This is a genomic window from Butyrivibrio sp. AE2032, from assembly GCF_000702965.1.
Genome location: NZ_JNLF01000002.1, coordinates 212,151 through 226,886 on the forward strand (window position 1 = coordinate 212,151; position 14,736 = coordinate 226,886).

The 14,736-nt window shown below is 46.2% G+C and carries 5 protein-coding genes; all 5 read left to right on the top strand.

All coding sequences use genetic code 11. The annotated features are described in order from the left end of the window. Nucleotides 1-99: 99 nt before the first annotated feature. The 5 genes from BO18_RS00930 (at nt 100) to BO18_RS32215 (ending at nt 14,684) form a co-directional block, all read left to right on the top strand. The gene (locus BO18_RS00930) at nt 100-5,121 is read left to right on the top strand and encodes an InlB B-repeat-containing protein (protein WP_034442452.1); all 5,022 of its coding nucleotides are present in this window, start codon (nt 100-102) and stop codon (nt 5,119-5,121) included. A gap of 545 nt (nt 5,122-5,666) precedes the next feature. After that, nucleotides 5,667-6,950 (top strand): group II intron reverse transcriptase/maturase, encoded by a 1,284-nt coding sequence (gene ltrA, locus BO18_RS00935; RefSeq protein ID WP_034442455.1) that lies wholly within the window; start codon nt 5,667-5,669, stop codon nt 6,948-6,950. Between the two features lie 166 nt (nt 6,951-7,116). After that, nucleotides 7,117-10,290 carry an InlB B-repeat-containing protein gene (locus BO18_RS32210; protein WP_051688395.1) on the top strand — a complete coding sequence of 1,058 codons (3,174 nt, stop codon included), beginning with the start codon at nt 7,117-7,119 and terminating at the stop codon, nt 10,288-10,290. Continuing rightward, entirely contained in the window at nt 10,278-10,583 is a 306-nt protein-coding gene (locus tag BO18_RS34655; protein ID WP_185752308.1) for a hypothetical protein, read from the top strand. Before BO18_RS32210 ends, BO18_RS34655 begins: the two co-directional genes overlap by 13 nt. Before the next feature lie 762 nt (nt 10,584-11,345). Further along, nucleotides 11,346-14,684, top strand: a complete 3,339-nt coding sequence (locus BO18_RS32215; protein ID WP_051688396.1) for an InlB B-repeat-containing protein — start codon at nt 11,346-11,348, stop codon at nt 14,682-14,684. Nucleotides 14,685-14,736: the final 52 nt, after the last annotated feature.

Consider the following 14,736-nt stretch of genomic DNA (forward strand, 5'->3'; position numbering starts at 1 on the left):
TTTAACTCATTGTTAAAAGTTTCTTGGACATTTCTGCGTTATAATGTTAAATATCAAAATTTCATTATCCTTTTATTCGGGCATTGGAAGGAGATCCACATGAAGAAACAGTTATTTACCAAGCTGTTGAGTACAGCTGTCACCGGGGCGATCGTGTTGTCGTACGGCATGTTCGTCTGCGCTGACGAGACGGAAAAGACGGAAAGTGACTCTAAATCGTTCGAGATCGCTACCGTAGAAGAGAATGTCGTAGTCGATTCCGGGTACGACAATGATGAGATGGCTGAGGGCTATATCAGGCAGAAGATGTCGCTCGGCAAAGATGTGACTTATGCGTACGATTATGCGGGGCAGCTCGATGATGGCACCCTTGCCGCATACAATTACCTCAGTCCCGTCATCTGCGAGATTGCTGCCGGTACACAGACATCTACAGATATCACTATTCCGAAAGAATCATTATGTTTCACTTTTACATTTGATGAACTCGGTGTAACCGGTTTCAGCGACTCTAATATTCGTGAGAAGGTAAAAGAGCATATGCCGGTCGATCAGGATGCTCTCGTAGATGCATTGCTTTTCTCCCATCCTTACGAGCTTTATTGGTACGATAAGTCTGCGGGATGTTCTATGGGATACGGCATCCTGGGCGAAACGTCATCTGCCGGTAGTTTTATCAAAGTCACGAATTTCCATTTTAAGTATTCCGTTGCAAGCGAATATCAGGATGGCGATAGGTTTAAAGTCAATTCCACTTTCGGTACGGCTCTTACCGCCGCTGCAACCAGCGTGCGCAACATAATCAGAGACAGCGCCGGATATGACGACTACAATAAGCTCCTTTATTACAACGACATGATCTGTCTCATGACTGATTACAACCATGATGCTGTTAATAACGGTGCGGCTTACGGCAATCCATGGCAGCTCGTCTGGGTTTTCGACGGCAACGATTCCACAAAGGTTGTCTGTGAAGGTTATTCCAAGGCTTTCCAGTATCTTTGCGATAATACCGCTTTCGACAGTGATTCCATTTATGCGATCTGCGTATACGGAAGCATTCCTGAAGGCGGTCACATGTGGAACATCGTACACATGGAAGACGGCAAGAACTATCTTGTCGACGTAACGAATTCCGATCCGGGCGGAAACGGAAGGACCGGTCAGAAGTATTTTCTCAAAGGTTCTTCCACCGGTTCCGTAAGCAGCGGATTCACCGTAAACGGCGCTAAATTCCAATATTATGCTGATGTAACGAATTTCTACCCCGAGAGCGCTCTCACGCTCGCTAAGTCGGATTACTCTTATACTGCTCCGGCTGAATACAACATCACGGTAATCAATAATGTTGGTGGAACAGGTTTTGTCGATCCTACAAGGGCAAGAGCCGGTCAGACGATCAATTCTATGCTTATTCTGGATGAAGGTTATTTATTGGATGGTATAAAGGTCAACGGTGAATTTATAGAAGGCGGCAGTTTTAAGATGCCTGCCAAGGATACTACGGTTGAGTTCGTTTTCAAAAAGCAGGACTTTACCGTTACTCTCCTTGATGTTCAGAACGGTACGGCGACGCTTTCAGCCACAACCGCTCAGATGGGTGATACCGTTACCGTCACGGCTATACCTGATACAGGTTATGAACTCGACTGCATCAAGGTCGACGGCGTTGCGATAACGGGCAATTCTTTCGAGATGCCTTACTATAACGTCAAAGTAGAAGTCCTCTTTAAGCAGAGCGATTATCGCATCTGGGTATTTTATGCCGGCGGCGGCAAAGCATATGCTTCTGCAAATACTGCTCACTATGGCGATACGATTACGCTGACATACGATTACCCGGCTGGATACGAGATCACCAGAATCTCGGTATATGATGAAAAATCCAATTTTTACACTGTCACAAATGATTCTTTCACAATGCCTGCAACGGAAGTTTTTGTTGAAGTTGAATTCGACAAGATCAATTACAATATCACGTTCGATACTGTTGAGAATTGCAATGCGTCTGTGAAGAAAAATACTGCTAATGCATTCGAAGATGTCACTGTCACCGTGGAACCTTTCGAAGGCTACGAACTCGATTACATCACTGTCAACGGAAACATGATAAACGGTTGCACGTTCGAAATGCCTTTAGGTGACGTCACTATAAATGTATTCTGCAAGAAGACCGATTACAGAGTAAAGCTCGATCTGTTAAAGAACTGTGATGCTTCTCTCAGTGCTTCTACTGCAAACTTCGGAGACGAGATCACCGTGACCGTCGATCCTGTCGAAGGTTATGAGCTCGACTACATCAAGGTCAACGGAACCGTAATCGACAGCTACACATTCACAATGCCCGCAAACGATGTCGCAGTAGATGTTGTCTGCAAGAAGATCGATTACACGGTCAAGCTCAACCTGGTCAAGAACTGCGACGCGTCATTGAATACAGATACGGCAAATGTAGGCGATGAGATTACTGTAACCGTAGACCCCGTAGAAGGTTATGAACTCGACTACATCAAGGTCAACGACCAAGTGATCGACGGCTACACATTCGTTATGCCCGCAAAGGATGTCGCAGTAGACGTTGTCTGCAAGAAGATCGATTACAGATTAAAGCTTGATCTGATCAAGAACTGCGACGCATCACTTAATTCATATACTGCAAATGTAGGTGACGAGATCACAGTAACAGTTGAACCCGTAGAAGGTTATGAGCTCGACTACATCAAGGTCAACGGAACCGTAATCGACGGCTACACATTCACAATGCCCGCAAACGATGTCGCAGTAGATGTTGTCTGCAAGAAGATCGATTACACGGTCAAGCTCGACATTGTTAAGAACTGCGACGCTTCATTGAATACAGATACGGCAAATGTAGGCGATGAGATCACTGTAACCGTAGACCCCGTCGAAGGTTATGAACTCGACTACATTAAGGTCAACGGAACAGTAATCGATGGCTACACATTCATTATGCCCGCAAAAGATGTTGTTGTAGATGTTGTCTGCAAGAAGATCGATTACACGATCACGATGAACATCATCAAGGACTGTGAAGCTGCTCCCAACACAACGATTGCAAATGAAGGCGATGAGATCACCATCAATGTTGAACCCGTTGAAGGCTATGAATTCGATTACCTCGAAGTAAACGGCACGAAGATCACGTCCAAGGTATTCGTAATGCCCGCTGAGAACGTTATAGTAAACGTCTACTGCAAGAAGATCGACTATACGATCACGATGGGCATCATCAAGGACTGCGACGCCGAGACGAACGTTGCAGGCGCAAATGCCGGCGACGAGATCACGGTAACGGTTACGCCTGTTGAAGGCTATGAGTTCGATTACATCGAAGTAAACGGTACAAAGTACACGGCTACGACATTCCAGATGCCCGCAGCAAACGTTACAGTTAATGTTTACTGCAGAAAGATCGATTATACGGTCACAGTAACCGCAGGCAATGGCGGTACTGCAGCAGCATCCGTCAACACAGCAAATGTAGGCGACGAGATCACCATCACGGCAACTCCTGAGACCGGTTATGAGTTCGACTACATCTCGGTCAACGGTGTGAAGTTCTATGCTAAGAAGTTCCAGATGCCTGCAGCAAATGCTGAAGTTGAAGTAGTATTCAAGAAGATCGCTTATAAGCTTTCCTTCGGCGAACTTGTAAACGGTACGGCTAGATTCTCCAAATCTCCTGCAAACATGGGTGATAAGATCACGGTAAAACTCGTGCCTGACGCTTATGCGGAGTTCGATTACATCCGCGTAAACGGCGAAAAGATCAACGGCAATACATTTACAATGCCGGCAGGATCTGTTGTCGTAGATGTATACTTCGTTAAGATCCAGTTCCCGATCACTGTAGCAGAGACAGTCAACGGTACTGTCGAACTCCCTGAAACAGCTGGTTTTGACGACGTGATCACAGTTGTCACTACACCTGACACTGGCTACGAAGTCGATACCATCAAGGTCAACGGTTCCGTTTTAGACGGCGATACGTTCGTAATGGATGCAGGCGAGATGACTGTTGAAGTTACATTCAAGAAGAGCGTTTATAACGTAACTCTTGCGTCGACAAATAACGGTACGGCAACTGTCTCGGCAACGACAGCAAATTACGGCGATGAGATCACCGTTACCGCAACTCCTGCTGACGGCTATACGCTTGATACCGTTAAGGTCAACGGCGAGGCTATCGATGGCCTGACATTTAAGATGCCCGCTGAAGATGCAACTGTCGAGGTAACTTTCAAGAAGGATACGTTCGCAGTAACTCTTACTTACGATTCTAATCTCGTAACAGTAAGCGGTATTTCCGCAACAGGCAGCTCCAAGGTCGGCACGAAGTATGAGTTCACCGTAACAGCTGCAGATAAGTATGAGATAGCTTCCGTCAAGGTAAACGGTACAGAGATATCCGCTGCTGGCGGAAAATATACGGTAACTCAGCCTGAAGAAGATATCGAGATCGCTATCGAAGCCACTTTGGTATATGTTCCTAAGAACGGCTGGATAACCGAAGGCAGCAACAAGTACTACTATGTTGATGACAAGGCTGCTACAGGCTGGACCAAGATCGAAGGTTCCTGGTATTACTTCAGCACCAGCGGCGTAATGCAGACCGGCTGGGTAAAGGTCGGTTCTTCCTGGTACTATCTCGATACATCCGGTGTCATGGCAACAGGCTGGGAGCAGATTTCCGGCAAGTGGTATTACCTGAAGTCCAACGGCGTCATGGTAACAAGCTGGCAGCAGATCTCCGGCAAGTGGTACTATTTCGAGAATTCCGGCGCAATGGTAACAGGCTGGAAGCAGATCTCAAGCAAGTGGTATTATTTCGAGAATTCCGGTGCGATGGTATCAGGCTGGAAGCAGATCTCGGGCAAGTGGTACTATTTCGAGAGCTCCGGCGCGATGAAGACCGGCTGGTTTAAGGACGGCAACTCATGGTATTACCTGAACAGCAACGGTTCCATGGCAACCGGCTGGCTCCAGCTCTCCGGTAAGTGGTACTATCTTGAATCTTCCGGCGTCATGGTCACAGGTTCCAAGAAGATCGGCAGCAAGACATACAATTTCGATTCGAACGGCGTATGTCTCAATCCCTGATCTGCAGTATCTGATAAATGATTAACGTTAGAGGCCTCCTTCGGGAGGCCTTTACTAGTATGACGGGCATGTCCCGAACCTCAGGTGAAAGTCCTGAGGGGCGTAGTTGCCGACGAACCTTAAAGCGACTTGCAAGGTTTGTACCGTGAGGTGCAGGCGAGAAGAAGCAATAGCGAAACCGTGGCTTGACGGACAGAAACCTGATATTAAGGCGTGTTGAGCGGATGAGATGGCTAGTGGCATCAAAGTCCCAAAGGCAACCGTAACCTCAATGCGTAAATCAGGCGAGTAAACGGGGAAAGGTTCGGGGCTTATCCCGTGAGGTCTCACAGACGGAGCACGATCCGTAGTAACAACGAACTGTGAGAAGTCAGCAGAAGCCATAGTACCGAGTAATCGGGAAGGGTGGAACAATTTAACCGTGCGACGCAAATGTATGTCCTGAGGATATGCCCGACAGTGGTAGGATGAAACGTATATGAAATCTGAACACACAACATAAGGCTAAGACCAAGGGAGCGGAAAGGAGAAGAGCACACAAGGCAATGTCAGAACTGCTCGACAAAATCTTACATAAGGACAATATGAACGAAGCCTACAAACGGGTCTGTGCCAACAAGGGCGCAGGCGGAGTTGACGGTGTCAGTACAGAGGAACTTGGTGAGTATATCAAGGCAAATTGGCCTACGATAAAAGAGCAGATACTACGAAGGGAATACAAGCCTCAACCCGTCAGACGAGTAGAAATACCCAAACCTAATGGCGGAAAGAGAAAACTTGGAATCCCTACAGCAATGGACAGAGTAATCCAGCAGGCAATAGTACAAGTGATAGGACCGATATGTGACCCGCATTTCTCGGAGTTCAGTTATGGCTTTCGTCCGAACAGAAGCTGTGAGATGGCAATAAGAAAAGTCCTTGAATACTTAAATGAGGACTACACGTGGATTGTGGATATAGACTTGGAGAAATTCTTCGACAACGTACCACAAGACAGACTAATGAGCTACGTTCACATACTGATTAACGATGGAGACACGGAATCTCTGATACGCAAATATCTCAAGGCAGGTGTAATGACCCCGGAAGGATACGAGCAAACAGAAATGGGAACACCGCAGGGCGGCAACCTCTCACCATTACTTAGCAATATAATGCTGAATGAACTGGACAAAGAACTTGAAAACAGAGGATTGCACTTCGCAAGATATGCTGACGACTGCATAATCGCAGTAAAGAGCGAAGCAAGTGCAAAGCGTGTGATGTACTCCATCACGTCTTGGATAGAAAGGAAACTCGGACTCAAGGTCAACGCAGAAAAGACTAAGATTGTCAGACCGACGAAAGTCAAATACCTCGGGTTCGGATTCTACAAAGACCCAAAGACACTTGAATGGAAAGCAAGACCACACCAAGACTCTGTCGCCAAGTTCAAACGCAGACTCAAAGCCTTGACGCAAAGAAAGAATTCAATGAGATTTGGATTGAGAATTGAGAAGATTAACCAAGTAACGAGAGGTTGGATAAACTACTTTGCATTAGGGGATATGAAGTCAACAATATCTGACATTGACGCACATTTAAGGACAAGGATTAGAACCATTATCTGGAAACAATGGAAGGTGCCGAGCAAGAGACAATGGGGACTCCAAAAACTCGGAGTATCCAAAGACTTAGCAAGACTGACATCGTATTGTGGAGACAGATACCAATGGGTCGTGACCAAGACTTGCGTATCACGGGCAATCTCAAAAGAGGTGCTTGGCGGGGCAGGTCTTATCAGTTGCCTTGATTACTACAATGAGCGCCACGCTTTGAAGTTAAGTTGAACCGCCGTATGCCGAACGGCACGTACGGTGGTGTGAGAGGGGGATTAAATTCCCCCTACTCGATTGTTCAAGTTCCGCTTTTCAGCCACAAATAGAAAAAACGCTAATGTTATACTGATTCAGGACTGTAAAAGAATTTTAGGGATTTCAATAGGGAGAATCTGATATGAAAAAGTTGTTATCCAAGCTTTTGTGTACAGGTATTGTCATGTCTGTCGTCCTTTCGTACGGTATGTGCGTATTTGCCGATGAAAACGATGAGACTGAAGTGCCAAATGATACTGAAGTAACTGAAACTGAAGATGGTTCTGATGTTGATGAAGCAGAGGAAACTGTTGCTGATACTGACACCGAAGCAGCCACAACTACTGATGCCGACACTGATACTGCAACAGTAACCGACACCGACAACGTAGAAGGCAGCTGGTTTACTTTCGAAGACGATAAGACCAACGAGGAACTCGCTGAAGGCTATGTGTCGAGGAAGATGTCTCTTGGCAAGGAAGTAAGCAACTCGAGCTTTGATTATGCCGAGTGCCTGGAAGGTTACGACCGTCCCGTTTTCGAATATCTTATGCCGATAATGGCGGAGATCGCGGATGGAAAGAGGACCGATACGGTCATCACGATACCGGACAGCGTATTCAGTGCTGACCTGGCGGCCGAGGATCTTGAAGTAGAAAGCCTTGACGGGCTGGGTGATTTCGAGCTCTATGTGCTTTCGATGTCGCATAATCCGGTACACGTAATGCAGGTCGTATATGCGCTTATGCATTCTTCGCCTTACGAGCTTTATTGGTTTGACAAGACACAGGGTCTGAGTGTTCATCTTGAGGCTGTAATTAAGAACGGATACGTTCATGTAAGCGGTCTGACACTGGGCTTTGTTGTTTATGAGGATTTCCGCAACGGGAATGAATTTAATATCAATCCTTATTTCGGCAGCGGTCTAAAAAAGGCTGCGGCCAATGCAAAGGCCATCATAAGCGAATGCGCAGGCATGGACGACTATCACAAGCTCATGGAATACCATAAGGGGATATGTCTTCTTACTGACTATAATTTTGAGGCTTTCGGCCACGGATCACATAAATACGGCGACCCTTTCCAGATGGTGTGGGTGTTTGACGGAGATCCGGAGACCAATGTCGTCTGTGAGGGTTATGCAAAGGCGTTCAAGTACCTTTGCGACAACACGGCATTCACTAGCGACGAGATCTACGCAATATCAGTAAGCGGTATATGCCAGGAATCCCACATGTGGAACATCGTCCACATGGATGACGGCAAGAACTATCACGTAGACATCACGAATTCCGATCCTCAGGGAGAAGGCAATTACAGTCTTGCTCTCTTCATGAGAGGCGCATCGGGAAGCGTCAGCGAAGGTTATACATTATCTGACATCTATTATTCATACGACGAGGACATGATCACTCTCTACGGCAATGATGTCCTCTCTCTTGCAGAAGAAGATTACGACAACAGCAAGCCCGGCGGCGAGCATGATATCATGATCAGCACGCTCTATAACGGCAAAGTGTCTCTGTCGAAGACAAAAGCCGCTGAAGGCGAGGAGATAGAGATCACCGTTACGCCGAACGAGGGATATGAACTCGACGTCATCAAGGTGAACGGCGAGGATATCACGGGAACATCTTTCGTAATGCCCGACAGGGATGCGATGGTCAGGGTCGTCTTCAAGAAGATCCAGCACAAGATAACTCTTGTAAAGACGGGTAACGGTTATGTCAGCATATCCAAACAAACCGCAGGGATCGGCGACTTTGTAAATGTTTCTGCTGCCGCTGACGACTGGTATATCCTGGACTGCATAAAGCTGGACGGCGAAGTTTTGAACGACACTGTTTTCGAGATGCCCAACAAAGACGTTACGGTAGAGGTCGTCTTCATTCCGGCAGATTATAAGATCACCGTGGAAGATGCTCAGAACGGATTTTTAATGGCTAATCTCGATTATGCGAATGAGGGCGACACGGTCTATCTGAGTGTTTACGCGTACACGGGTTATGAACTGGAAAGCCTTATGGTAAACGGGAAAGAGATCAGCGGTGAATCGTTTGTGATGCCCGCTTCGGATGTTACTGTCACGGCCACGTTCCGCAAGATAGAATATACTATCACACTTAAGACCTCGGGTACCGGAAAGGCTTCTCTGTCAAAGACTACGGCAAATTACAGGGATCAGATCGAAGTCACCGTTACGACCGATGATATGCATTATGCCGTCATATCCGTAAACGGTAGCGAGATCACCGGAACGACATTCAAAATGCCGAACAAGGACACGACCGTTACCGTCACGTTCGAAGGCAAGCCCTGCAAGGTGAATCTCGTATACGATAAGACAAAGGCATTCTGTGAACTGACTCTGGGCCCCGGTGAGACGAGTACCGAGAGTCTTATGGTTCCGTACGGCACGCTTCTCGGGATAAGCGTAAACCCCAAAGATGGTTATGTCGTCCTCGATCAGAGAGTTGACGGCGTCTCGCAGCGTTACCAGATAGATCACAACCAGAATTCATTTTCTTTCAGCGTTTATGTAAATAAGCCCGAGATCACGGTCGAATTTGAGTTTAAGCTCAAGAGCGAAGCGAAAAACGGATGGATCAAGAAGGGCGACGACTATTACTACATCAGCGCCTATACATACCACAAAGGATGGCTCCTGCTTGGCAATAAGACTTATTACATGGATTACAACACCTGTAAGATGGTCACCGGCTGGAAGAAGATCGACGGGACCTGGTTCTACTTCAAGAGTTCTGGCGAAATGTATACCGGCTGGCTTAATCAGAGCGGCAAATGGTACTATCTCGATGAAATGGGCTTTATGGCCACCGGCTGGCAGATCGTTTCAGGCAAGTGGTACTATTTCGAGTCCGACGGCACAATGTGCACGGGTTGGCTCGACTTAGGCGGCAGCTGGTATTATCTTGATGAATCAGGTGCCATGGCCACCGGCTGGAAAGAGATCTCCGGCAAATGGTATTACTTCGACCTGAAGTACGGCAGTATGAAGACTGGCTGGGTAAAGGACGGCGGCAGCTGGTATTTCCTTAAGGATAACGGCTCGATGGCGACCGGCTGGATCAAGGATGGCAGCAGCTGGTATTACCTTTCTAAGGCCGGCGTGATGCAGAAAGGCTGGCTCAAGCTCGGAAACAGATGGTATTATCTGGACGGCACGGGCGTCATGCAGACGGGCTGGGTCCAAATAAGCGGCAAGTGGTATTACTTCTATTCATCAGGCGCGATGGCTTCGAATACAACGGTTGACGGGTGTAAGCTCGGAGAAGACGGCGCGTGGATAAAGTAAATGTTTGGACTGCATGTGATGGAGGCACAAACTGTAACCAGTGTACTGTATCTGATGAAGTAGGTTTAAAATCTGCTTTTTTGAATTTCAGACCTGCTTTTTCGCAAAAAGAAGTTCTAAAACGCGAATTATGTAATTTTGAAAGGGCTGTCTCAAAACATAATGAGACAGCCTTTATTGTTTCAGCAAGTGTGGCAGTTGCAGTTGATTGCAGAATTCTGACCTGTCTTTTCGACAGGTATCGAAATCGAAGTGATTATCTGCGTTTCGATACCTCGACTTTTGAAAGGTGAGATCGAAATTATCCCAAGATGAGGTTTTCTTGTGATTTGGGATAAAATTTGTGCTCGAAATTATCCCAAGATGAGGGTTTCTTGCGATTTGGGATAAAATTCGGACCGCAAATTATCCCAAGTGAAGCATTTTTAAGCTTTTGGGATAAATTCACCTCTGAAAATTATCCCACGGAGGCAATAATTCACGGTTTGGGATAAAATCGCCTGCAAGGAAAGCTACGATATCGTTTTCAGGAAAAAGTCTTCAAAAACGATATCAGCGGGAGATCAAAGATATCGTTTTCAGGAAAAAGTCTTCAATAACGATATCAGCGGGAGATCAAAGATATCGTTTTTAGGAAAAAACTTCTAAAACGATATCAGTGGAAGATCAAAGGTATCGTTTTCGGAAGAAAAATCTCAATAACGATATCTGCGGTTCAGCCGAGGTATCGAAAACAAAGGATTTCCCCGGATTTCGATACGTTGAACTCTCGACAGGTATCGGAAACGGAAGTTTTTTAAACATTTCGATACTTTGGCCTTCCGGCAGACATGGCTGGTCATTAGCACATCCACTTCAAGGGGTCAGTTTTTCGCCGTTTTTACACGGCAGAAAAGCAGGCATTGGGCAAATGCCAGCCAAAAAGCAAAAGTAAGTGGCTGTACCGGCATTTTGATACAACCCCTTCGATATAAACAATTAAAGTCACTCTCTAATGTTATAATCTGAAAAGCGATCAATGGTGATCAATAGGGATTAATTAGGGGAGAATCATCATGAAAAAGTTTTTTACCAGACTCCTTTGTGCAGGCATAGTCATGTCTGTTGTAATGTCTTACGGCATGTGTGTTTTTGCTGATGTGACTGATGAGGCAGGTGCGGAAGAAGAGCAGCAGACTGAAGAACAGAATGAAGAGCAGCAGACTGAAGAACAGACAGAAGAACAGAATGAAGACCAGACTGAAGCGCAGAATTCAGCAGAAGATACCGATGAAATTCCGTCTGCCGATAACCCCATCGTTTTGGAGGATATCGATTTCGATAACGAAGTAATGGCTGAAAAGTATGTCGACCGGAAGATGTCTTTCGGCAAGGAGCCGAGTTACGGCAGTTTTGCTTTTGCCGACAGCCTTGAAGGTAAAGACAGGGTGATCTTCGAATATCTTGTTCCGGCAATCGGCGAGATAGCAGACGGCGAAAGAACCAGTACCATAATTTCGATACCATCGGATATTTTATCGATTGAATTCACGGCAGAAGAATTAGGTCTTGAAGAACTCGATAGAACAAGTTGGGATCTGTATGCTGCCGTATATAAAAATATGCCTATAAATCCCAGGAATATTGTCACAGTGTTACTTTATGCCTGTCCTTATGAATGCTACTGGTTCGACAAGACACAGGGGTACTATCCCGACTTTAAGTACGATGTTGTTGGCGACAAAGTCGTTGTTGAGTATTATCGCCTTTATTTTTCCGTTGTTGACGAATATCAGAAAGGTAATGACAACTTTACGGTCGATCCTGCTTTCGGACAGGGACTTAAGAAAGCGGGTGAAAATGCAAAAGCGATAGTTGCCGAATGTGCCGGGCTTGACGATTATCATAAGCTCCTGGAATACAACATTCGTATGTGTCTTCTGACCGATTATAATTTCGAGATCTACGAAGGTGAAACGATCAGCTACGGAGATCCCTGGCAGATTGTTTGGCTTTTCGACGGCGATCCTTCGACAAAAGTGGTTTGCGAAGGCTATGCAAAGGGCTTTAATTATCTCTGCGACAACACCGCTTTTGCTGACGATTCGATCTATTCCATCATGGTGAGCGGCAGCTGCGAAGGCGCGCACATGTGGAACTTCGTTCATATGGATGACGGCAAGAACTATATAGTCGATGTCACTAACAGCGATCCGCAGGGCGAAGGAAATTTCGGCACCGGTTATTTCCTGAGAGGCGGCACAGGCTCTGTAAGCGAAGGATATACGATAAGAGGTCATCTTTTTGAGATCGGCAGCGATATGCCGGCACTCTACGGTGAAGAAGCGCTGACGCTTTCGGAAACCGATTATGTTTATGAGAATCCGGAAGGAAAGAACGAGGTCATACTTGGAGGCGTATACAACGGAAGCGCTACGCTTTCGCACAAGTATGCCGATGAAGGCGAAGAAGTGACCGTGACAGCAACACCGAATGAAGGTTACGAACTTAATGCCATCACCGTCAACGGCCAGGCAATAACCGGCAACACGTTCGCAATGCCCAAGGGCGCTGCAGTAGTCAGGGTCGTATTTTTGAAGATCCAATATACCATCGAACTTGCGGATGTCGAGAACGGCACCGTAACCTTTTCCGCTGATACGGCCGGTATTGGAGATGAAGTCACTATTACGGCGGTTCCCGATGACTGGTATAAACTCGACTATATCAAAGTCAACGGCGAGGAGATAACAGGTAATAAGTTTAACATGCCCAACGGTAACGTTACCGTGGAAGTCAGTTTCGTACCTGCAGAGCATAAGATAACATTGGCAGAATCTGCAAACGGCATTTTCGAAGTCAATACGCTCTATGCCAATACAGGTGATTTGATCACTGTCACATGCACACAGGATAAGTACTATGAACTTGACTGCATTAAGGTCAACGGAAATGTTATCGAAGGAATGTCGTTTGAAATGCCTGATGAGGATGTAACGGTTGAAGTGACCTTTAAAAAGATCCTGCACTCGATAACGGTCATGAATTTCGATCACGGCACTGCGACACTGTCAACGGATAAAGCCGGATATGGTGACGAGGTCGAGATATTCATCACGATGGATGAATGGTATAAAGTCCGTGGTATCCTTATAAACGATGTGGAGACCACTGATACGAAGTTCATTATGCCTGACAAGGATGTTGTCATATACATAGGGCTTATCGGTGTCGACTGCGAAGTTGAACTCGTATATGATCACTCGCAGGCCACTTGTCAAATGGTTTATATGCCGGGTTTTACAAGTACTGATAAAATTACCGTGCCGTACGGAACAAATCTCGGTATCGATGTTATCCAGAATAAAGGTTATAAATTGTTCGATTGGAAAGTTGATGGCCAGATGCATCTCATAGAAACGAGAAATGTATCTGAAACTTATGATATCAGTGTTATTGTCAAAAAGAGTAAGGTAGTCGTGGAATTCGAATTCAAGCCAAATTCGGAGATGACGGACGGATGGCATCTTTTCGGCAATGACTACTACTATTTGAAATATGGCGTATGTTACTTAGGTTTTCAGTATATACGCGGAAAGCATTATTATTTTGATCCCGCATCCGGAAAGATGATGACAGGATGGGTAAAACGTGACGGAGAATGGTATTACTTTAAGGAATCCGGAGAAGCTGCTGACGGATGGTTAAAGATCGGTAAATACTGGTATTACTTTGAAACGGGTTGGATGGAAAAGGATATCTGGATCTCTTCCGGCGGCAGAGATTATTACATCAGACCTGACGGCACGCTTCAGACCGGCTGGATAAACAGGGATTATGTCTGGATGTATTATGATGAGGATGGCCAGATCGTAACAGGCTGGCAGAAGATCTCCGGCAAATGGTACTACTTTGACGAAGAAGAGTCATACGATGTTGATGGTGACGCCTTATTTATCAGACCTGTCGGTTCGATGCGTACAGGCTGGAAGAAGATCTCAGGCAAGTGGTATTACTTTGAAGACTCCGGTGCGATGGTAACAGGCTGGAAGAAGGTTTCAGGCAAGTGGTACTTCTTCGAAAACTCGGGTTCGATGGTAACGGGCTGGAAGGAGATCTCCGGAAAATGGTATTACTTCACCAAAGACGGTGACATGAAGACCGGATGGTTCAAAGACGGCGGCAAGTGGTATTTCCTCAGGTCCTCTGGCGAGATGGCTACAGGCTGGGCCAAGACCGGCGGTAAATGGTACTATTTCGACAAGTCCGGCGTGATGCAGACCGGATGGGTCAAGTCAGACGGCAACTGGTATTACCTGAGCACGGCAACGGGCATAATGGTAAGTTCGATAACTGCTAAGATCGGCAACAGGGAATATACCTTCGATTCGAACGGCGTATGCACTAATCCGTGATAATGTGAATTGATGATATGAATGAGAATTTGTCCCCGAACGTTGTTTGGGG